Source organism: Acinetobacter sp. YH12128, assembly GCF_013418655.1.
Lineage (GTDB): Bacteria > Pseudomonadota > Gammaproteobacteria > Pseudomonadales > Moraxellaceae > Acinetobacter > Acinetobacter amyesii.
On the sequence record NZ_VPBO01000001.1, the window covers coordinates 110,982 to 133,143 of the forward strand.

The following is a 22,162-nucleotide window of genomic DNA, read 5'->3' on the forward strand; positions in this document are numbered from 1 at the left end:
TACACAGCCATCGGGGACGTGGCGAAATTGGTAGACGCACTGGATTTAGGTTCCAGCGCCGCGAGGTGTGAGAGTTCGAGTCTCTCCGTCCCCACCACTGAATTACTAAACATGAGTTTGGTAATGAAGGTCACAGAGGATTGGTGTAATGGTAGCATGACGGTCTCCAAAACCGTTCGTCAAGGTTCGAATCCTTGATCCTCTGCCAAGTTTTAAAAAGTCTGACATTGTCAGCAACCCTGTTGGGGACGTGGCGAAATTGGTAGACGCACTGGATTTAGGTTCCAGCGCCGCGAGGTGTGAGAGTTCGAGTCTCTCCGTCCCCACCACTTAATTTATAAGTTGCCAAATAAACAGGTTTTTAAAACAAATTAAAGTCTGACATTGTCAGCACCCGAGTTGGGGACGTGGCGAAATTGGTAGACGCACTGGATTTAGGTTCCAGCGCCGCGAGGTGTGAGAGTTCGAGTCTCTCCGTCCCCACCATTAGATTAAGCAAGGTTTTATACCTTGCTTTTTTGTTTTTGAAATTCGAAAAAATCAGTGTCTCAAACGTGGTTTTTTTGAAAACATAATCTAATGAAATAAATCTAATGAAAGATGATGAACCAAGAGATACAGCAAGATGTCTAATCTTGCTTTTTTATTGTCTGAAATTTATCTCGTTAAAAATGAGTCAGTAAAACAAAGGTGAAAAAAAGCCCGCATATACGGGCAAATTTAGAAATGCGGATTCGAATTAAATCATTTATTTCAAATCGTTCGAATAAATTATAGAGAAGATTACGCCTTTAGATGATCTTCAAACTCTTCACCGAGCTGCATGGCCAAAGCATTACCAGACAAATCTACAGTCACTAGACCATATTCTTTTTTAAAACTGAATGTAAATCCACGATTATCTGCCAGTGTACGAACAGAATATCCTAACTTTTCTAACCAAAGACGGAAGGCAACTAAATTTTTTGCTTTAACCACTTTTTTCACGAGCGAACTCCTTATCAATCATTAAAATATTAAATAGGGGTGTCAAAATATTTTTTAAAGGGGAAATGGAAAACTTTTATTTAAAATATGAAATTTTGATGGATAAATAAACAGATTATCGGCTTATAAATTGTATAAATTCATTTAACTCGCTGTTTTATAACAATCTAAACTTAATGTAAGTAAATATAACGTATTTTGAAAATTTGGGTTTTAATTGCTGGCTTAAAATCTATCCTATGCCTATAGAGAAGCTGTGTGCAAAATAAGCGATGACTTAACTTAGAAAGTATAGTGGATTAGGTGTGCAGTATTGATTGCAAATAAAGACTTGTTCACAGCCAAATTAACTGGATAGGTGAGCATGCAAAGCTATTTCACATCAAGATTTGTCGAAATGCTTTTATACTATATCCCATCGATATAAATAGATTGAACGCATGCAAAACATTGAGCACGATGTCAAAGCAAAAATTGAACAGATGCAACAAGCAGGGCAGACGCCTATTGCGGTGATGCTTGGACATGAAGATTGGTTGGTCTTTTCGGAGCAATCCAAAGTGGCATATACGCCTTTTGGCAGTGCGCGACGTTATCAGCCTGCATTAGGTGGTTTATTGATGGTACGTATCGATGAAATGCAAGCCGTACGAGTTGTGACTCAAGCCGAATTGGATGATTTTGCTGCAACCAATCAAATTTTATAAATAAAATGATGAATCGGCCCGAAATATTCATCACAAATAAAACAGTTTATTTGTGATGAAATCTTAAATGCTTATAACTCGCAATCCAATTAAAAATTGTCTTTGAGTTCTCTTAAGCGCTGAAACGCTTCAACACTTTCTGCACGTAAAAATGGATTGGTTTCTAGTTCTAATTCAATGCTGCTTGGCAAAGTACATTTCCCGAGCATGCGTAGGGATTCAACCTCATCAAACCGCTGTTGTATGGCAAGGTTGTCAGGTTCAACATGCCGCGCAAACTGCGCATTCGATAGGGTGTATTCGTGAGTACAATACACTTGAGTTTCAGCAGGGAATGCGGCTATACGGTTCAAGGAATCGTACATTTGTTGAAAGGTGCCTTCAAATACACGTCCACAGCCCATAGCAAATAATACATCGCCACAGAAAAGTGTATGAATGTCATCGATAAAATATACGATATGACCGAGGGTGTGGCCGGGCGTTGCTGTTATTTCAACTTCAAGACCATGAAATTCAAAACGGTCATTATGATCGAGAGGAAAATTCACCCATGGAATACGGCTTAATTCTGCACGGGGGCCGTAAACGGCAATGTTTTTATTTTGAATAAGTTCAGGTACACCACCGACGTGATCTTTATGCCAATGCGTTAGCCAAATTTGCGTAAGATTGAGCTGATATACCTGACAATAGCGCTCGACCAAAGCGGCTTCAGTAGGATCTACTGCAATGACATCATGGCTTTCGGTGTGCTCAAGCAGCCAAATATAATTTTGCAGTGAATTTTTGACATCCAATGTATGTATTTTAAACGTCATATCCATTCATTCAATATTTTAAATTAAGTTAAAGTTAGCATGAAAATGCTCAAAAGGTATGATTATCGATTTTCAACCCTAAATAAACGACAGAGTTCATAGCGCTATTTTAGTCTGGTGTCTCGTCTACAGATACAGGATTACCAATGGTATAAAAGTGCCCGCCAGCAACATGATGTAGGCTTTTCCATTCATCTGCTACTTCATGATAATACCAATGTCCGTTACGGAAGACGCGGTCGTCTGCATAAGCAGCAATGACTTCGCCGATAAACAGATCATGTGCTTGTTGATTGTGAGGTTCAGGAATAAGTTTGCACAGTAGCCAAGCAGCACAACCTTCAACCACAGGAATATCAGAGGCATTAAATTGAAATAATTCCACGCCACATTGGCGTAATTTTTCTGGCGCATCACGTTGGCTCATCATGCCAAGTGCATAGACCATTTTGAGTTGTTTCAGTGTCGGTACTTGTAAGGCGAAATAACCTGAATTTTCAATAATCTCACGTGTTTTAGTTGATTTATCCAGTACTACCGTCACTTTTGCAGGGTTGAACTCTAAGGCGCATGCCCATGCTGCAGTCATCACACCAGTATGGGTTTGATCCTGAGCAGAGACGAGCACAGTCGGGCCATGATTTAAAAGTCGGTATGATTTTTCTAAAGGAACAGGGTGAATATGCGTTTTCAAAATTGTACCTATATTTAAGTGCATCTAAAACTTAGATGTTTTATTAAAAAGTGTTGTTACATAGCATATAACGCATGAAATATTTTCAAAAGCCTTTAATATAAATCACTAAATCAGGAGTTCTATCAATGAAAATGTATCAAGTGGACGCATTTACCCAAGTGTTATTTAAAGGCAACCCAGCGGCGGTTTTGGTGTTGGATGAATGGTTAGATGAACACTTGATGCAACAGATTGCTTTGGAAAATAATCTGTCTGAAACTGCATTTGTGAAAAAAATTGACAGCAGTAATTATGAAATTCGTTGGTTTACACCGACCACTGAAGTGGACTTTTGTGGACATGCGACATTGGCCAGTAGTTATGTGCTTTTTGAGTTTTATACAGCTGAAAAAAACATCCAATTTCATGTCAAAAATCTCGGTATTTTTAGTGTAAATAAAGCTGAAGATGGAAAAATTCTGATGAATTTCCCTGTACGTCGGCCACAGGTCGTGAGCGAATATCCTGAAGAGCTACATCTAGGGTTGAGTCAACCTTTTAAGCAAGTTTATCTGAATGCGCAGGCGTATATCGTGGAATATGAAACGGCTCAACAAGTCTTGGATGAACAACCGAATTTTGAAATTTTAAAACGTCTTGGCAAAATCCGCACCGCAATTACAGCACCGGGTACGATTACCGATGTTGCAATCACTGCGGCAGCCCAGCAATATGACTGCATTTCACGTTATTTTGCACCGGGTAATGGCATCAATGAAGATCCTGTTACGGGTTCTATTCATACCGGAATTGTGCCCATTTGGGCAGAACGTCTACAAAAAAGTCAGATCTTGGCATATCAAGCATCAAGTCGTGGTGGTGAACTACACTGTCAAATGCTCGAAAATGACCGTATAGAAATCTCAGGCTATGCGTGTTTGTATATGCAGTCGGACATTTATATCTGAACATAAATCAAATACATGCTGTCGAAATCTGCGGCATGTATTTAATAAAAAGTAACTATTAATCCTGAAAAGCTCAGCATAAAATCAAAACCAATCTGATCGACAGCACTGCGCTGATCGATGCTAAATATAAAGGACACTTGAATTACATGCGTATTAAACATTTAACGCTTTCACTTTTTTTTGCAGGTTTAAGTACAAGCCTCTTTGCTCAACCTGTATTGGTTAAAACTGAACAAGCCATTGAAGAATATAAATTAGATAACGGTTTTCGTGTGGTTTTGGCGCAAAACGATAAAGAAAGCAAAGTGTTTATGAATACGGTGTATTTCACGGGTTCTTTAAATGACCCTGCGGGCAAAGGTGGTTTGGCACATTTGCTCGAACATTTGGCCTTTAAAGGCACTGAAAATGTCAAAGGTGATGAATTTCAGCGTCGCTTAGACCAATTCACGCTGATGACCAATGCCAGTACGGATTATTATTCAACGAAATACACCAATGTGATTCGTCCTGAACAAAGTTCAATCGATCAAGTTTTGCATTTAGAAGCAGAACGGATGGACAAATTGGTACTTCAGGAAAAATTTGTACCAACAGAAATTGATATCGTTAAGCGTGAACGTGAAATTCGTTTAGATCAGCCATTTTCAGTGTTAATCGACCAAGTTTTAAAAGAAGCCTATGGCAATCAATCTTTAGGCCGCTTACCGATAGGTGATTTGAAAGAACTTCAATCCATCAATATGAACGAATTAAACCAGTTCTATCGCCGTTGGTATGCGCCAAATAATGCAGTGATGGTGATTTCTGGTAAGTTTGATAAAGCGGCTGTATTAAAACAAATTGATCAACAATTTAGCCCAATTGCCGCACGCCAAATTCCTGAACAGGCCAAAGTCCCTAAATTAGATGGAACGAAATTAAAGCAACGCGAATTTACAGTTCATAAGGGCAGTGACTTTGGTAAATTTAATATTTATTTAAATGGTGCAGTCGAACCAATTAAAACTGCTTTGGCGGTATCTCCAACGTTGTATACCTTACAGCCAAGTGGGCATTTGTATCAAAGCATGGTGGAAACAGGGACAGCAACCGCAGTTCAATCCACCACATGGTTAGATAAAGATTTTAATTTGGTGTTTATGGGGGCGATATATGGCCCAAGTCATGATGCTAACAAAGTGGCAACCAGTCTTGCACAAGGTGTGGAGCAAACCAAAGCCTTTAATGATGTCGAGCTAAACCGTGTTAAAAGTCTAACTCGAAATATGGCTGACAATGTCAAAAATAGCGCAACAGCACTTGGCGAGCGTCTCAGTTCTTATACTGTGGCTTATAACGGGGACTGGTCTCAATATTTCCGAGACTTAGATAAAGTACAAAAGCTGAATGTAAGCGACGTGAATCAGGTGTATAAGGACTTTCTAAAGCCTGAATACCGTGTCACAGGAAATATTCTGCCTACACCTGAAGATCAAAAGAAAGCACAGCAACAAGCAGCGTCGAAACCTGCTGAAACTTTAGATCAGCAAGCGCCTGCAGAAGAGCCATTGAAAGATGCGAGTGTTTATCGAGCTGAAGTGAAGCAATATGTAGCTGAGTCTAAGCAATATCTAAATCAGAAAGAAAAGCAGATTCAGCGCGCTAAATTTAAAAACGGCATTCAGTATGCATTGTTTCCAACCAAAACTCGTGATGACAAGACTTATGCAACAATTGCATTGGATTTTGGTACAGCACAAAGCTTAATGAATAAAGGGGAGTTGCTAGATTTGACAGCTTATCTCATGTTCCGTGCATCTAAAGATCAAAGCTTACAGCAAATTGCCGATAAAATTATTGATGTCGGTGGCGGTGCAACGGTTAGTGCAAATGATAATGGCCTCATGATTCAAGTGGTTGCTCGTAAAGAAAAATTTGCTGACTTTTTGCAATATGTCATTGATGTTATTAAAGCTCCGGCATTTGAACAATCACAATTTGATTTAATCAAAGCGCAAAGTTTATCGAGTTTGGATCGACCTTATACAGAGCCGGATACCGTTGCTGCAATGACTCTGTCGCGTATTGTCGAGATCTATCAGCCGGGGGATATTCGTTATCACTTCGAACCTGAACTTGCGAAAAAACAAATTGAGTCGGCTACACGTGATCAAGTGCAGCAGTTACATCAAAAATTCTTTAAAACACAGCATGCACAAATTGCGGTAACAGGTGATTTTGATACTAAGCAAATAGAAAAAATTCTGAAAAAAGAATTTGCAGATTGGAAAACCAGCGAGCCATATCAACGCTTAGAGTCTACGTTTACGGCATATCCTGCACAGAAAGTGCATGCATTGTCTGAACAGCGTGAGTTTGGTAGTTACCAAGCCATTATGACTCTACCTGTAGGCGTAGAGCATACCGATTCTCCTGCACTACAAGTATTACGCCACATACTTGGTGATTCACAGTTGTCTTCACGTTTAGCTCAAGAGTTACGTGAAAAGAATGCACTGGTTTATGGTTTTAGTGCAGACATTAATTTTGATGAATGGGTGAATTCAGGTGTACTGAGTATTGATGCAAACTACACTGCGGGTAAATCAGCACAAGTTTCTCAGTCTGTTCATAAAGTTTTGCAAAACTTATTGAAAAATGGCGTGACGGAACAGGAAGTAGAAGCAGCCAAAGCCAGTATTTTGAAAAAGCGTTTAACTGCACTTGAAGATGACCGTCGCATTCATAGTATGTTGATTCCACAGTTAGAAAAAGGTCGTGACCTAAACTATCGTGAAAAACGTGATCAACGCATTGCTGCTTTGACCAAGGCGGATGTTGATGCTGTCATCAAAAAATATATTCAACCTGAGCGTTTGGTTGAGGTGATGGCTGACCAATATGGTCAAGCTGTAAAATCTACTCAAAAATAAACTTAATAAAAAAATCCTCCATCTGGAGGATTTTTTTTGAGCTGCATTGTATGACTTGATTGTATGACTTGATTGTAAGATTATCTTAACGAACTTATAGGCGGTAGAACTGACGGGCATTTTGTTGGAAGACTAAAGTCAGTGCATCATGATCATAACTCGCGACCGCATCTGAAAAGGCGTCAATAATATTCACCAAAGATGCACTCACACTATCCATCGGGAAGTTAGAGCCAAACATCACACGGTATTTCCCAAAGCATTGTAGAGCATGAGAAATAAGCGGAAAGGCGCAATCGAAAATCTCTTGTTTGGATGCAAGGCGTTGTTCTTTATGAAACTGATGACCCAACACCGGCATGAATAAACCAGACATTTTGGTATAAACATTTGGGCAACTTGCCAGTTCGGCTAAATCATCTTTCCAACGAAACAAGATATTGTCACGTGAAGTTTGGGTTAAGCCTGTATGTGAGCCAACAGCGCCAAAGGCACCGACAGGTGTCCCAAAATGATCCAGCACGATAGATGTTTCAGGGAAAGCACGTGCTAAAGCGGTTAAATCACGAATCTGGTCTGAATAAACCCATGCATCAAAACTTAAGTTCATTTGAGCGAGGGCTTCAAAACCTTTCATAAATTTTTTATTGGTATAGAGATGCGGCTCATTGGTCCATGCATGAACTTTTGGGTCTTCATGTACAGCTGCCATTTTTCGTATGCCACGAAAATGCGGGGAAGCTTGTTTATGCATTTTAAGAATTTTCTTAAAACTACTGTCACATGGGTCTGCAGTGCCGACTATGGCACCAAGTTTAATCTTTTGAGCGTTAAAGTCTAAAGATTCAATAAACTTGGTTTCACCAACCACCCCTTTGCCTTTATGGTCATGCCAGCTCGCTTCTACATGTACGATTTGATCAACCTGATAATGTCCTGCATCTTGCTTATAATTTTCAGGCAAATACGGTGTCGTCACATGTTTGGTCAAACCAACTGTGTCAATTAACTCTTGCGGCTTAACTAAGCGCATCATTTTGTCGAGCAAGTAGGGATGTTTACCCAATAATTTCACGGCAAGTGAAGCGGCATGTGGGGTATTGTATGGATCCCATTGATGTATATGTGAATCCACGATGGCAAAATCGAGCGTCTGCATTGCTATCCTTGTCCTTAAAACCATGTCCATTTCTTGCGTATTTCATTGTATTTTCGAATACGCGAGGCACTGAAAATAGTTTGAATGATGAAAATACAACGTTATGACTGAATATTAAATCAAAGCTTTGTGAAAGAGAAGTTGTATAAAAAAAGCCCCGAAGGGCTTTTGATTAATGCTGATGATCGTGGTGGTCATCATGCTTATTTGCATGGAATTCTTCGTTATGACGGAAGCGAAGATAGTTTTCAAACTGTTCGCAATATTCATCATAATTATCTTCAAGCATCATTTGAAATTGTTGAAGAATATAAGACATCACTTGATCTTTGGCATCACGCATTTCTTTGCCATCTTTGAAGCCATTTGCAGCAACCCAAGTATTAAAGCGAGCAGTACCAAATAACATGGCAGCACTCACTTGGCCGCGCATTTCTGCCGGTTTGACTTGAGAACCCTTTTCAACACGACAAAATTCATTGGCTTGTTTAATAAATTCATCCGCACGTTCAAAGAAAGCTGCATTCAACGCTTCTTCTTCGGTTACATCAGTAGCTTCAATCTTTTGAACCATGAATGTGTCCTAGCATAAAAATCTAATGCAGTATTATAGGCAAAGCCTTGCAGAAACTAAACCTTTGACTTAATCTAAAAAATAGCCTAAGTAAAATGAAATGCTTCATGCAAGATGCAATCGCAGTGCAAAGTCTGAAAAGTGATATTGGATTACTTCGACAAAATGTTTGGCCGCCCTCAACCTTAGCCAATGTAGAAGGGCTGCCCATTTATTATGGTACGCAGTCTGAAGTAGCCGAATATTATGCACAGTGGACAGGTTTAATTGAACGTGCTCAAGACTTATTTCAACCCTTTGTGGAAGATGAAGTCCTTGATGCAATCCATTTGCCGAGTCATTTGAATCTGCCGCTTTTTTATTTTCATGTGGATCGTATTCGAATCAACAAAACACGTGCAAAAGAATCTAAAACCTTTCGGGGTATTGCCAGCTTAGTTGAAAAATGTGGGCAGTTTGAAGCAGATCAAATTCAAGCGATGCGACATTGGCTTGACAGCGATGACACGGCAGCCTTGGTCGCACACCGTGAATTTATTGATCTCAGAACCTATGTATTTCAACATGGACAAAGTGATTACACCCGTACCCGTTTTTATGTGAATGGCATTGTACTCAGTGTCGAAAACGACTTTAAATTGGTGGATGCCCGTGACAAACCACGTAAAGCCCGTAGCGATAGCTATAGTGACCCTTTAGCAGATAACAATACGTGGAAAATCTTTGGGAAATATCGTTAATTAATAAATATCGTTAATTACTGATGTTACGCAGTAACATCAGAAGCGCCATTTGATTCAAATAAAAGAGCGATACGCGGCAACGTCATCCGCAAGTGTTTGAGACAGAACTACATCTATTTAAAGATGTTTTTGCGATACTTTGAATAAGTAGACGCTAGTGAACGAGTTTTGCGGTGAGGAGCATTGCTCCGCAAGATGGTTTCCTTGCGAAGCTTCGCTTCTCATTTTGCCGAAACAAAAGTACTTCCAGCCGAAGGCTAATCCCTTTATTTAAACCCTAGATGTAAGACTCCGTCGAATAGACTTAAAAATCATTTTAAAAATGCGTAATTACTTTTACGTGCGTAACATCAGTTAATTAAATATGTTGACGATATTACTTAGAACGTGAATTTAGTTCGCTGCACAAGGATGCTTTGGATTATGTAATCCACGCCCTAATGTGAAAATAGCCACTATGGCAAATGCCGAAATTGAAAGTTTGGCTCATGCAGAGCAATTGACTGATTTTTATATGACCTTATTGCAAGGGATGACGATACAAGCACGTGATGGTATGGCCTTGACACAATTACAACGCATGGTGAGTAATGCCATGAAATCATGGGGGTTATTAGCACAAGGTTAAATCAGTATGGATTATGAATTAAACCCCCAATAGCAGTGTAGCCTTAAGGCAATTTTCTTAGTTTTTTTGAATGACTGATATGCAAATACTATATTGAAGTTTATTTGCAGGGATGAATTTTAATGTCACCCAATTCCATCACACTGATATAACCATCAACCGCAATCAAATTGTCGCTTTGACTCGATAGGGTGAGACATTCTCCAGACTTGACGCTAGATAGTAGCTGACCTTGTTGCGGATTCAAGTTCATGCTGTAAATACTCAGTGTGCCAGCATCGGTTTTGATTTGGTAAGACTCATCACCATAGTCCTCATTATTATTGCGCAGGACTTTAAAGGTTCGTCGTGTCTGATCAAAGTTTTGAGTTGGAGAAAGCGGCTTTTCGACTTGTAAGGATGCCGTGCGCCTTAATTCGGTACTTTGCACAGGCTTATGTTGTTCACTACAAGCACTCAGTATTGGGAAAAATATAAAAATAAGTGAAAATGAAAATAGGGGATAAATTACAGGTATGTGACTTTTCAACATAAAACCACCCTGAATCTAATTTTTCAGATAGCTTATTTTAAAAGTTTTTACTCAAAAAACAAAAATAATAGCTTCTCAAAATATTTCAATGTAACTGAGTCAAACTAAGGAATTGATGAATTGAAAATAGCCGAATTCGAATCTGAATGTCCAATAAATGAATATCTATATAATAATGTGGGACGCAAATAAAAAGGGAGACTCATTCAATCTCCCTTAGGTTTTATTTAATGAGTTTTCGGCTGACAAGGAATTGTTCCGTCGCTTCTAAAAGTTTATCTGCATAAACCTCTTGCTTTGCAGTCAACCAACCGAGAACAAACCAATCGCTAGCTTCCAGCTCTGTTTGCTGAATATACTGTGCAGAAGAGGAAAGAACTTGGTATTCCTGTGCCGCAACTTGTGCATCATTGAGTGCTTTACTGTATTTCTGCAAATTTTTTACATCGTAAATCGACGTCAAAATTGGGAAGCTAAATTTAAGCTCTTGTATGCGCTGAGAAAGCACATCTAAGCTTTCAAAATTGTTAATGTCGGCATCATTTAAAGCCTCTTGCAGGGCTTTATATTGGTTTTGCAGGGTTGTTTGAGCATGCCATTTAAAATCATGCTGCTGCGGTGCATCATCGACTTTCAAACTAAACATTAAAAGCTCAAGATAATGATGCACATTTTGAGTCGATTTAACCAAATTGCCTAACTTCTCTTTGGCATACAAAATATCTTTGGTTAAATTTTCTGAGGTCGTTGGGTTTTGTAAAAAGCCACCCAAGGTATTTTGCATGTGCTCAAAATGGTGTAATTGTTCAAACTGCTGCTTAAATGCGCCTAATTGCACAGCCCATTTTTCAACGATATCGCTGTTCCAATCTTTAAACAGCGAAATGGTTAATTGTAGATGATGGAGTGCTTTCTGAGCTTGTGTAATGTGCTCAGCTTGAGCAACACCTGCAGAAATTGCGGCAATATTAGGCAGAAGGTGCTGCATTTCCTGTGCAATTAAAAGTCGTAAGTTTTTTGCGGCAGTGTCTTTTTTACTGAGTTGAAATTCTTTAGCCTCAACTGCTGGACTCACAGTTTGACTCAATGCCAACAAGTTGCCAATTTCGGCTTTACTTCGAACGTCTAACCACAAATGGTACTTTTTAACCCATTCAAAACTAAAGGCAAGGAGCGATTGAATAGAGCCGCTTTTCAGTTCAAATTCAACTTCGTGAACTTCTGTTTCTGTACTGTTGCTGCGGATACAGCCGATATCTAAGCTAACTTCGATTTTGGCGTCTTCAAACTCTATGACGCGATAAGTTCTCAGAATGTCGGTTTCAAACTGAAGTTGTAGTGAATCTTGCTGATCGCCTAAAGTGGTTTTTAAAACTGATTGAACTTCAGCTTCATTACTATAAACAGATAAATCTAGGGCAGGAGCTTGTTCAAGTTCACCCAAATCTAAGTTATGCTCAAAGCGTTCAATGTGGCTTTTACCTGCAGCTTTCAGGGTTTGAATCCAGCGGGTTCCTTCTAAACGTTGACGCAAGGCTGCATGCTGCTGTGCCATTTGTCGATCTGGGGTATCAAAATATTTAGCTTTAAGTTGAATTTGTTCAGATTTTTTTGGATCGAGTGCCTTTAATAATGCAGTTCGACGTGCTTCTGGAATCTGGAACTTTAATTCAACTTCAACCATGGTTTTCTGTCCTGATGTCAAAACTTCATGATCTGGCATGAAGCGATCTTTAAATTTTTATAAAAATGAAAAACTAAAATGCGCGTACATTTTCTATGAGCTAAACGCGTATCGATTGTAGCGAAAAACAGTTGAGAAGAAAGACTTGACGGATTTGAAAACTCTGCTTTTGGACTAATAAAAGTTTTAAAAGATGGATATTCCATCAATTGTATAATTCACAATGGTTCGACTTTCATGGGATCAAAATAAAATTTTACGCCTTTAAAGTGGGCGAGTTTTGAGCTATGTTGATTAAAATAAGTTCAGGATGAGCACAAAATGAATTCACAAGTACAACCCGAGTTTAATCGAGATTTAAAGCCCGAATTTCAGTTGCCTATTCGTGACTATTCGCAATTTTATCGATTTTATTTGACTGAACATCGAAATATCATGAGTCGACGTTTACATGCCACAGGCAGCAGTATAGGACTCTATTTCTTCGCAAAAGCAATTTTAAAAAAACAACCGAAGTATTTTGCTTATGGCCTGGTTTCAGGCTATGCCTGTGCATGGGTCGGACATTTTTTCTTTGAAAAAAACAAGCCAGCAAGTTTCAAGCAACCTTTGTACAGTTTTATTTCCGATTGGCGCATGCTGTCTGATATTGTGAAGGGGAACTTAAGCTTAAAAGACCGTAATTTAGATAAGATTGATAGTTAATTATTTATTAATCAAACGTTTAATTTTTATGGATCTAGGTGTGATTTTTTTGAGTAAATGACTTGCAAAATTAGAGCGATTAGTCTAATAATGTTCATATTGTTTATTTACTTCCTGTCTATAAGATGAAAAGTCGATAAACCCCAGTTTTCCGAGCCTAGAGTGACCTTCTCTAGGCTTTTTTTATGGCTTTAGAAAAGTCTATTATTTGAAAAATATTACAATAAAAACTTTTATAAAATAGGCTAGACTTTTTGATGCTCTGAACGCTCCCCAAAACGTTTCTTACCAAGCACCAAAAAGTCTAATAGGTTACACATTTTTATTTTTATAAAAGTGTTGTGTTTTTATGCGCTGAGTTTTGAGTTCTTCTAGTGCACTATTAAATAATTTGTATCAGTTTTGTTCTATACCTGAAAATAGGTATTTTTTGCCATTTTCTACAGAAAATTTAATTAAACATTTATATAAGTAGTCCTGTGAAAAGGAATATAACTTTCTCAGCAGCAAAGCATTAAAATTTTATGCCCCAAGCAACATTTCATAGACCTAATCGTTATAATATTCAAAAGTTTTAAGTTGTGATTGAACTATGCGTGGTTTATACCTCATTACCAATGATGATCCTATCGAATTGCTTTTAGCCAAACTCGAAGGCGCGATGGCAACTTATGAAGTTGCTGTTTTGCAATATCGCCGTAAAAAAGTGGCAAAGGAAGATCAGGCTTATGAAATTGAATACATGAAAAATATGTGTAATCAGTACAAAGTGCCTTTTGTTATTAATGACGATTTAGAAACTGCAGTTCAATATGGTGTGGGTGTCCATTTAGGGCAAGATGACGGTTCAATTGCTGAAGCTGTAGCACGCTTACCTAAAAATGTTTTGATCGGTCGAAGCTGTAATAACTCTTTAGAGCTGGCTGAGCAGGCGATTGCAGACGGTGCAAACTATGTGGCTTTTGGCGCCATTTTTGCGACTGAAACTAAGCCTGAAGCAGGCAATATTGGCTTAGAAACGCTAAAACAAGCCAAAGCGAAACTAAATGTACCTATTTGTGCAATTGGTGGTTTAACTGTAGAAAATTCTGCTGAAGTGATTGAAGCGGGTGCTGATCTTTGTGCTGTGATTAGTGATGTATTAGGTCGTTCAATGTCTGCTGTAAGCAGTCGTGTTTATGAATGGTCTGAGCTTTTTGCTGAACAAGCTTAATTTTATTTTTTAGATTGAATAAGTAGAGAATTTTTATGAGCTTATCTGCTAAGCAAGAACAATTATTTAAACAAGCCAGCAAGCATATTCCTGGCGGCGTAAACTCTCCTGTACGCGCATTTAATGGTGTAGGCGGTACACCGGTATTTATCGAAAAAGCGCAAGGCGCATATCTCTATGACGTAGACGGAAAACGCTATGTCGACTATGTCGGCTCTTGGGGCCCAATGATTTTAGGTCATGCGCAGCCCGACATTATTAAAGCGGTTCAAGAAGCGGCTGTTGATGGTTTAAGTTTTGGTGCGCCAACTGTGCATGAAACGACATTGGCGGATATTATTTGCGAAATTATGCCGTCTATTGAGCTGGTGCGTATGACCAACTCAGGGACAGAAGCAACCATGACAGCAATTCGTCTTGCTCGTGGCTACACTGGCCGTGACAAGATTGTAAAATTTGAAGGCTGCTACCACGGTCACTCAGATTCGCTTTTAGTGAAAGCAGGCTCAGGCTTGTTGACAAAGGGTGAGGGTGAAGCAACTTCTGCAGGTGTTCCGGCTGATTTTGCCAAACACACTTTAACACTGCCATACAATGACATCGCCATGCTGAAAGAATGCTTTGCAAAATTCGGTTCAGAAATTGCAGGTGTAATTGTCGAGCCAGTTGCAGGCAACATGAACTTGGTTAAACCGATAGATGGTTTCTTGCAAGCAATTCGCGATGTGTGTGATGAGCATGGTTCAGTCTTTATCATTGATGAAGTAATGACAGGTTTCCGTGTAGGTCTTGGCGGTGCGCAAGCGCATTATGGCGTAACACCTGATTTAACCACTTTAGGTAAAATTATTGGTGCTGGCCTGCCTGTGGGTGCATTTGGCGGCAAGCGTGAAGTGATGGAATGCATTGCACCTCTTGGCAAAGTCTATCAAGCAGGTACATTGTCTGGTAACCCATTGGCTATGCGTGCCGGTATTGAGATGTTTAAACATTTGCGTCAGCCGGGCTTCTATGAAACTTTGACTGAAAAATTGGCAGGTTTGCTTGCTGGTTTACAGGTAGCTGCAGACGAAGCGGGCATTCCGTTCTTTACGCAGCAAGTAGGTGGAATGTTTGGTATTTACTTTACAGATCAAACTGAAATCACTGGTTTTGATTCAATTTTGAAATGTGATGTAGATGCGTTCCGCGCTTTCTTCCATGGCATGCTGAAACGTGGTGTTAACCTTGCACCGTCTGCATTTGAAGCAGGGTTCTTCTCAAGCGCGCATAGCGATGAAGATATCGCATTTACAATTGAAATGGCGAAAGAAGTTTTTGCTGAAATGAAGTAATTTTCATTTAAATCGGTAAATTCTGCTTTAGAATAAAGCCCGCAGCCTGCTGTGGGCTTTTTTGTTGTTATAAGTTCAGTTTTTTAAGAAAAGGATTTTTAAATGAAAACCAAGCATTATTTAACTTTAGCAGATGCAGAATTTTTACTAAACACAGCACATACTTATGCAGTAGAAAATGGTTTTAATGTCAGCATTGCGGTAATGGATGATACAGGCAATTTATTGGCGATGAAACGAATGGATGGTGCATCGCCAATGACAGCAAATCTATGCTTAGAAAAAGCCAAATGTTCAGCCATTAGCCGTCGTCCTTCAAAGTTATTTGAAGACATCATCAAAAGTGGTCAGATGGGTTTTCTGACCATGGATACCTTTTCAGGCATGCTGGAAGGCGGTGAGCCGATTATGTACGAAGGGCAATTGGTGGGTGCAATGGGCGTGTCTGGGGTAAAGTCATTTCAGGATGCAGAAATTGCACAGCAGGCGATTGAGAAGTTTTTGATGCAAGCAGGATGATTGTTTTAGTTTAACTAAATTGAATTTTAGCAATTTATCGGCTTTGTTGCACAAAGATTTCATAACTATATGATTTTAAAGGTTTTGATTATTTTTTGATCCAAAATTAAATTTATTTAAATCAGATGCTTACATATTTATGCAACAAAGCCTATCCATAGAATCGTTAAATATTTTTTAGAGCCTCCCATGCTTTATCCCATGCCTAAAAAAATCCAATTTTCACCATCTCAAGCAAAATGGCAGCTGTCTTCAACACAGTCAGTATTGGTATTAGCAGGACTGCAAAATCTACGCATGCAGCAGGGTATACAGGATACGCAGCTGATGGAAAATATTATCCAGCTGACCAATAAAGCCAAAGCCTTAGAGATTCCTATTGTCGATTTATATGGTGATGATTTACTTCAAGGCATGCCGCAGCTCGGTGAATATGCAACAACACACCCGCAGCTCATCTTTGCAGGGCAAATCACGCCTATGCTGAAACAGATCTTGCCGCATCTATATAGCGTAACAGAGCAAATCTGTATCGTTGATGATGCGATTGCGATGAATAATCAGGAGCAGCATATTCAGTGGGTGGACTCCATGTCAGGCCAAGGGATTCATCACATGAGTAGTTATAATTTGATGCGGCTTTGGAATCTGTCAGCACCAACTGAATTCGTCTTGTCAGCCAAAGGCATATTATTGGCTATCGCAGAACAGCTAGATATGGAGGCATTGGAAATAGATCCCTTATTGGATTTACGCAGTTATGGACTAGATTCCGTTGCCATGGTCAGCTTAATTGGGTTGTGGCGTGCCAATGGTGCTAACATCCGTTATGAAGACTTTTTAGATGATGCAAGTCTAAAAGCATTGCTAGAAAAATTGCTCAGTACAGACTAAACAAAGCCAATTGGAATTATTTTTGTTCTAAATCGGAAAATACGTCGGGAAATATGCCTTTGTGCATTGTAATTGTTGGCTAAGCTTTTTATTATTGCCGCCTTGTTTTTCGAGATCAGAACTGGATTGAACTTTGAGTAATTTTCTAACCGAACACCTGATACATCGTGACACTGACTTTATGGTGATCCATAAACCAGCAGGTTTACTCACAGTTCCGGGAAAAACAGCAGATTTACAAGACTGTGTTATCAATCGATTATTAAAAATTGAACCGAATACCTTGCTCATCCATCGTTTGGATCGTGATACCTCAGGTATTTTGGTTTTTGCATTAACCCGTCAAGGGCAAAATCGAATTTCACGCCAGTTCCAAGAACGTCAAACTTCAAAAACATATCAGGCATTGGTTGCGGGTACGCTCGAAGGTGAAGGTACTGTCGATGTACCGGTCATATATGACCCAGAACATCCGCCACTGCATATTGCCGATCCTGCACACAATAAGCCTGCGCTTACGCATTGGAAAGCCACTGAACATTTTGAGATTCAGGGGCAAGCCGTAACACGTGTAGTGTTAACGCCTATTACCGGTCGATCACATCAGCTTCGTGTTCATATGCAATATTTAGGTCATCCTATTGTAGGTGATACTTTGTATGCAACACCTGAGCAACAGCAGCTGATGCCGCGCTTATGTTTACATGCTGAGCGCTTGAGTTTTAACCATCCTGAAACTGAGCAAACAGTGGAATTTCACTGTCCCGTACCATTTTAGGAAAATCATTTAAATCCCTAAGAATTCTGCTCACTATTTAGTGGGCTTTATGTCAAAATATATTGCTTTATGGTCTAGATTTTTGCTCAAATAACGTTCACAGTTTGAGCATAATATTTTCAGACCGAACTTGAGAAAAAGGTGGAAAAATTGCAGCAGTTTGCTATTGGTCAACGTTGGTTATCAGATACAGAAACGGAACTGGGTTTAGGTGTTCTTATTGATGTTGATGAGCGATCGGTCAGCATTTTATTCCCGAAAAGTGATGAAACTCGTGTCTATGCCCGTCACAATGCACCTTTATCTCGTATTGTTTTCAATGTAAATGACGAAGTCCAAGACCAAGAAGGTCAAATTTGGACTGTTGAATCTCTTGAAGACCGTGGTGGTGTGGTTCGTTATAACGCGGTACGTAAACTTGCCGATGGCACAGAAGAGCGTAAAGCACTGAATGAAACACGTATTGGTGCAAGTATTCAGTTAGCAAAACCATTAGATCGTTTGCTTGCAAGCCAAGTGGACTATAAAGAATGGTATGACCTGCGTATCGAAGCACTGCTTCTTCAAGCCAATATGAAGTCTAGCCCTCTACGTGGCTTGGTAGGTTCACGTGTGGGTCTCATTCCACACCAACTGTATATTGCGCATGAAGTGGGTAAACGTTTTGCTCCACGTGTATTACTTGCTGACGAAGTTGGTCTGGGTAAAACCATCGAAGCCGGTCTGATCATTCATCAGCAACTCAAAACGGGTCGTTCAGAACGTATCTTGGTCTTAGTACCTGATTCATTGCAATATCAATGGATGATTGAAATGCGTCGTCGTTTCAATCTTGAGTTCTCATTATTTGACTTGACGCGTACAGCTTCGATTAAAGAACACGATCCAGACCTCAACCCATTCTTAACTGAACAATGCATCATTGCGAGTGTCGATTTGATGATCGACCATGATGACTTGCGTGAACAAGCGCTTGAAGCTGGTTTTGATTTGCTCGTGGTCGATGAAGCCCATCATTTAATGTGGTCAGAAGAAGAAGGCGGCAATGACCGTTATGACCTTGTTGAAGAACTTGCTGAAAAAACTCCGGGTGTCTTGTTATTAACCGCAACACCTGAACAATTAGGTGTGGAAAGTCACTTTGCTCGTTTACGTCTACTTGATCCACAACGTTTTAGTTCGCTTGATCGTTTCTTGGATGAAGAAGAGCAGTATCACCAAACAGCTAAAATTGCTGAAGTGCTTATGTCTGATCTCCCACTCGAAGAAGGGCATTTGGCAGCGATTGAAAGTCTATTAGGTCATCGAATTACTGACGAGCCTGAACAACGCTTCCGTGCTATTCATGAGTTATTAGATCGTCATGGTACCGGTCGTATTTTATTCCGTAATACCCGTGAAGCGATTCAAGGTTTCCCAGGTCGTGACTGTCAGCCTGCGCCATTACCTGCACCTGAAAACTGGTCTAAAGATGGCAAGCTACGTGAACAAATGTGGCCTGAAGAAGCGCAGCTTGATGGCTCGTGGATGGAAACCGACCCACGTGTGATGTGGTTGATGGAACGTCTGCGTACAGACCTAAAACACAAAAAAGTGTTATTGATTGCACGTAGTGGTCCAGTCGTTGAGTCTTTAGAAAATGTACTTCGTTTGCATGCGGGTATTCGCACAGCGATGTTCCATGAAGGCATGAGCCTATTAGAGCGTGACCAAGCAGCAGCTTATTTTGCGGAAGAGTCATACGGTGCGCAAATTTTACTATGTTCAGAAATTGGTTCTGAAGGTCGTAACTTCCAGTTTGCATCGGACTTAGTTTTGTTTGACTTGCCTGCAAACCCAGACGTACTTGAACAACGTATTGGTCGTTTAGACCGTATTGGTCAAGAAAATCGTATTCAAATTCATGTGCCTTATCTGGTTGGCACTGCGCAAGAGCGTATGTTCCGTTGGTATAACGAAGCATTAAATATTTTCTGTAATATCTCGCCGACTGCGCAAACCTTACAAGAAAACTTCATCGTCAATCTGAAAGATTGTTTGTTGGCAGATAAAGGCCAAGAGTTTGAAGATCTGCTCGAAGCCGTAAGTGTGCAACGTGAAGCGCTTGAAGCTGAACTTCAAGAAGGTCGTGACCGTTTACTTGAATACAACTCTTGCCGTCCAATCGTGGCACAAGAAATTGTGACTGCACTTGAAGATTATGATGACAACACGACTTTGCCAATGTTTATGAAACGCTTTATGGCGTCTACAAACATTGATTTTGATGAGCAAAGTAATGGTACCGTGATCATCAAGCCAACGGATCAAATGCAAGTTCAAGGTCTGACTTTGGACGAAGAAGGTATGACGGCGACGTTCTATCGTGACCAAGCACAGATCCGTGAAGATGCTCAGTATTTAACACTTGAGCATCCATTCACTGAAAGTGTGATGGAAATGATTAATACGCAAGGCTTTGGTAGTACCAACGTTGCTGTATTGAAATCGGCCGCTTTACCGCAAGGTTCTGTGTTAATGGAAGTGTGGTTTAAAGTCGATGTCGTTGCACCGAAAGCATTGAATTTGCCGTCAAGTTTGCCACAACAGTTGGTTCGTGTATTACTGAGCGAAAAAGGTCAGGATTTATCGCAAAAAATTGCACCTGAAATTTTACGTCCTTATTTACATCATCTTGATGGCAACAGTTGCCGCCAAGTGGTTAAGGCGCGTCGTGATGTCATTGAACAGCGTTATACGCAAGCGCTTGAAATTGCTCGTGGTGCATTACCGGGCTTTAAACAACAAGCCAAAGAAATCTATGGTAGCAAATGGCAGTATGAAATTGACCGTTTGACTTATTTGAAGCAGTTCAACCCAAGTATTCGTGAAGACGAAATTGCACGTTTACAAAAACTGCAAAAAGAAGGTTTAACACTGCTTGATGGTCTAGCGGTTACACCAGAAGCGATTCAAATTATGGTAGTGGTTAAGCCATAAGTTAAGAATCTTCAAAAAGCACCTTCGGGTGCTTTTTTTTATGGCTAAAATTATAACTGTAAAATTAATCACGACAGATTTAAGCTAAATCTTAGTTTTGTATTATTTTTTTAATCTAAATTGTCGACATCGGCATAAAAAAAGTAACTATTTTTCAGTAATTCTACAGCTTGATCAAAATCTTCTAGTTCATCCAACATATAAAATATGGCTTCGAGCTTGGTAAAGTCCGGATGATTTTTTGCTAACTGAATTTGGATCGTACATCGGTCTGCTTGGCTGCGTGTTGCATAATGAGCAGTAAGTAAATCAAAGTTGATGTCAATGCATAGCGGCTGTTTTAAGGCAATGGCACCGCAATAATCATGTATTTCAGGTAATAAACGTAAGACTAAATCAGCTTCTTTGCTTGCCGCCACGATCAGCTCTGGGTCTGCGGTCTTACACAAGGCCAGTATTTCTGTTAATAGGGTTGTTTCATCCAGTGTATGGTCTAACACGATGACTTTTTGCGGTTGAGTTAAATCAAAGTCATTTATTAAAATCATAAAACCTCCTGAAAATAGAATGGTTATGCTTTATTTATCGGCGCTATAAAATGAAATGGTGCTATTTATCGAATCTAAAATTTTCTAAAAATGGTTTTGAATAATGTGTTCAATCTATGAACGATCTAAAGTTAATCATGGTGTAGAAACACACCTTGTTCTGATTCGAAGCTCAGTTAAATACTGAAATTGTAAAATAGGGCGCTATGCTTCATGCTCATTGCTAGACCCAATATACATGCTTTGATTAGTAAAAGAATCGGCATCGCGACATAAACTGTCGTTGTTGGTGTCGATTGAATTATGAAAGTGAAATTATTAAATGTATTCGGACATATAGCGATAGCATCATAATCAAATGATTGTTCACGAACTGCCTTAATGTCGTGTTTTGATGATTTAGTTAAGTAAAGTTTTGGTTTGGTTAAATTTATACGTCGATGCTGGCGAGTTGAGGGCAGTTCCGTTAAAATGCTTCAAATTTCAGCGGTTCGTTAGAAGAAAATAAAAATATGAAATCCTTAATTACTTTAGGTAGTAAAACGTCACACGGTGGTGTGGTTTCAGAATGTGAACCTTCATTTGTGATTAATGGTATTGCAGTACATTTAAATGGCATGAAACATTATTGCCCGAAATGCAATACGGCTGTGGCTGCGATCGCGGCAGATCAAAGTACAACTGTAAAGGGGCGTGGTGTTGTGGTTGCTGGAGATAAAACCACTTGTGGGGCAACCTTTTTACCCAATCAATCGATGGTCGGATCACAAAAATAATCTGCATACTGACTTTTAG

At 39.6% G+C, this 22,162-nt stretch carries 21 protein-coding genes and 4 tRNA genes; 17 read left to right on the top strand and 8 right to left on the bottom strand.

Annotated elements, in window-relative coordinates; translation table 11 throughout:
- The first annotated feature begins 12 nt into the window (after positions 1–12).
- The 4 genes from FTU64_RS00560 (at position 13) to FTU64_RS00575 (ending at position 486) form a co-directional block, all read left to right on the top strand.
- Positions 13–97: transfer RNA gene (locus tag FTU64_RS00560), tRNA-Leu, on the top strand.
- A 37-nt stretch (positions 98–134) separates the two neighbouring features.
- Positions 135–208: transfer RNA gene (locus FTU64_RS00565), tRNA-Trp, on the top strand.
- Positions 209–244: 36 nt separating this feature from the next.
- Positions 245–329, top strand: a tRNA-Leu gene (locus tag FTU64_RS00570).
- Between the two features lie 72 nt (positions 330–401).
- A tRNA-Leu gene (locus FTU64_RS00575) sits at positions 402–486 on the top strand.
- A gap of 297 nt (positions 487–783) precedes the next feature.
- On the opposite strand, the gene FTU64_RS00580 is transcribed toward FTU64_RS00575, so the two are convergent.
- Positions 784–987 (bottom strand): hypothetical protein, encoded by a 204-nt coding sequence (locus tag FTU64_RS00580; protein WP_078188846.1) that lies wholly within the window; start codon positions 985–987, stop codon positions 784–786.
- Between the two features lie 440 nt (positions 988–1,427).
- Between FTU64_RS00580 and FTU64_RS00585 the strand changes: the two genes are divergently transcribed.
- Positions 1,428–1,694: a hypothetical protein gene (locus tag FTU64_RS00585; protein ID WP_257222160.1), complete on the top strand. Its 267-nt coding sequence runs from the start codon at positions 1,428–1,430 to the stop codon at positions 1,692–1,694.
- 89 nt (positions 1,695–1,783) lie between these two features.
- Here FTU64_RS00585 and gloB read toward each other — a convergent pair whose 3' ends face one another.
- Together gloB and FTU64_RS00595 are read right to left on the bottom strand one after the other, a co-directional pair.
- Positions 1,784–2,515 (bottom strand): hydroxyacylglutathione hydrolase, encoded by a 732-nt coding sequence (gloB, locus tag FTU64_RS00590; RefSeq protein ID WP_180026842.1) that lies wholly within the window; start codon positions 2,513–2,515, stop codon positions 1,784–1,786.
- 109 nt (positions 2,516–2,624) lie between these two features.
- Positions 2,625–3,233, bottom strand: coding sequence for a flavin reductase family protein (locus FTU64_RS00595; protein WP_180007298.1), 609 nt, complete (start codon positions 3,231–3,233; stop codon positions 2,625–2,627).
- A 104-nt stretch (positions 3,234–3,337) separates the two neighbouring features.
- On the opposite strand from FTU64_RS00595, the gene FTU64_RS00600 reads away from it, so the two are divergent.
- The gene (locus tag FTU64_RS00600; RefSeq protein ID WP_180059051.1) at positions 3,338–4,159 is read left to right on the top strand and encodes a PhzF family phenazine biosynthesis protein; all 822 of its coding nucleotides are present in this window, start codon (positions 3,338–3,340) and stop codon (positions 4,157–4,159) included.
- A 149-nt stretch (positions 4,160–4,308) separates the two neighbouring features.
- Complete coding sequence (locus tag FTU64_RS00605; RefSeq protein ID WP_180059052.1) at positions 4,309–7,077, top strand: pitrilysin family protein; 2,769 nt, start codon at positions 4,309–4,311, stop codon at positions 7,075–7,077.
- A 94-nt stretch (positions 7,078–7,171) separates the two neighbouring features.
- Here FTU64_RS00605 and FTU64_RS00610 read toward each other — a convergent pair whose 3' ends face one another.
- A complete protein-coding gene (locus FTU64_RS00610; RefSeq protein ID WP_180059053.1) occupies positions 7,172–8,236 on the bottom strand; it encodes an amidohydrolase in 1,065 nt (354 codons plus the stop codon).
- 172 nt (positions 8,237–8,408) lie between these two features.
- Positions 8,409–8,810, bottom strand: coding sequence for a DUF3144 domain-containing protein (locus tag FTU64_RS00615; RefSeq protein WP_180007294.1), 402 nt, complete (start codon positions 8,808–8,810; stop codon positions 8,409–8,411).
- 107 nt (positions 8,811–8,917) lie between these two features.
- On the opposite strand from FTU64_RS00615, the gene FTU64_RS00620 reads away from it, so the two are divergent.
- The gene (locus FTU64_RS00620) at positions 8,918–9,550 is read left to right on the top strand and encodes a hypothetical protein (RefSeq protein ID WP_180059054.1); all 633 of its coding nucleotides are present in this window, start codon (positions 8,918–8,920) and stop codon (positions 9,548–9,550) included.
- Between the two features lie 460 nt (positions 9,551–10,010).
- The gene (locus FTU64_RS00625) at positions 10,011–10,181 is read left to right on the top strand and encodes a hypothetical protein (RefSeq protein WP_180002979.1); all 171 of its coding nucleotides are present in this window, start codon (positions 10,011–10,013) and stop codon (positions 10,179–10,181) included.
- A gap of 100 nt (positions 10,182–10,281) precedes the next feature.
- On the opposite strand, the gene FTU64_RS00630 is transcribed toward FTU64_RS00625, so the two are convergent.
- Together FTU64_RS00630 and FTU64_RS00635 are read right to left on the bottom strand one after the other, a co-directional pair.
- Complete coding sequence (locus FTU64_RS00630; RefSeq protein ID WP_168378945.1) at positions 10,282–10,713, bottom strand: hypothetical protein; 432 nt, start codon at positions 10,711–10,713, stop codon at positions 10,282–10,284.
- 223 nt (positions 10,714–10,936) lie between these two features.
- Entirely contained in the window at positions 10,937–12,397 is a 1,461-nt protein-coding gene (locus tag FTU64_RS00635) for an inorganic triphosphatase (protein WP_180059101.1), read from the bottom strand.
- 321 nt (positions 12,398–12,718) lie between these two features.
- Between FTU64_RS00635 and FTU64_RS00640 the strand changes: the two genes are divergently transcribed.
- The 7 genes from FTU64_RS00640 (at position 12,719) to rapA (ending at position 20,819) form a co-directional block, all read left to right on the top strand.
- Complete coding sequence (locus tag FTU64_RS00640; RefSeq protein ID WP_180059055.1) at positions 12,719–13,102, top strand: DUF962 domain-containing protein; 384 nt, start codon at positions 12,719–12,721, stop codon at positions 13,100–13,102.
- 592 nt (positions 13,103–13,694) lie between these two features.
- Positions 13,695–14,315, top strand: coding sequence for a thiamine phosphate synthase (gene thiE / locus FTU64_RS00645; RefSeq protein WP_078188828.1), 621 nt, complete (start codon positions 13,695–13,697; stop codon positions 14,313–14,315).
- Between the two features lie 35 nt (positions 14,316–14,350).
- The gene (hemL, locus tag FTU64_RS00650; RefSeq protein WP_180003795.1) at positions 14,351–15,649 is read left to right on the top strand and encodes a glutamate-1-semialdehyde 2,1-aminomutase; all 1,299 of its coding nucleotides are present in this window, start codon (positions 14,351–14,353) and stop codon (positions 15,647–15,649) included.
- 102 nt (positions 15,650–15,751) lie between these two features.
- On the top strand, positions 15,752–16,168 hold the full coding sequence (locus FTU64_RS00655; protein ID WP_180003797.1) for a heme-binding protein: 417 nt from the start codon (positions 15,752–15,754) through the stop codon (positions 16,166–16,168).
- A 189-nt stretch (positions 16,169–16,357) separates the two neighbouring features.
- On the top strand, positions 16,358–17,062 hold the full coding sequence (locus tag FTU64_RS00660) for a phosphopantetheine-binding protein (protein WP_180003798.1): 705 nt from the start codon (positions 16,358–16,360) through the stop codon (positions 17,060–17,062).
- A 133-nt stretch (positions 17,063–17,195) separates the two neighbouring features.
- A complete protein-coding gene (locus tag FTU64_RS00665; protein WP_180003800.1) occupies positions 17,196–17,840 on the top strand; it encodes an RluA family pseudouridine synthase in 645 nt (214 codons plus the stop codon).
- 141 nt (positions 17,841–17,981) lie between these two features.
- Positions 17,982–20,819 carry an RNA polymerase-associated protein RapA gene (gene rapA / locus FTU64_RS00670; protein ID WP_180003802.1) on the top strand — a complete coding sequence of 946 codons (2,838 nt, stop codon included), beginning with the start codon at positions 17,982–17,984 and terminating at the stop codon, positions 20,817–20,819.
- Between the two features lie 110 nt (positions 20,820–20,929).
- Here rapA and FTU64_RS00675 read toward each other — a convergent pair whose 3' ends face one another.
- A complete protein-coding gene (locus FTU64_RS00675; protein ID WP_180059056.1) occupies positions 20,930–21,367 on the bottom strand; it encodes a hypothetical protein in 438 nt (145 codons plus the stop codon).
- Between the two features lie 512 nt (positions 21,368–21,879).
- Here FTU64_RS00675 and FTU64_RS00680 point away from each other — a divergent pair.
- Positions 21,880–22,143, top strand: a complete 264-nt coding sequence (locus tag FTU64_RS00680; protein WP_180059057.1) for a PAAR domain-containing protein — start codon at positions 21,880–21,882, stop codon at positions 22,141–22,143.
- Positions 22,144–22,162: the final 19 nt, after the last annotated feature.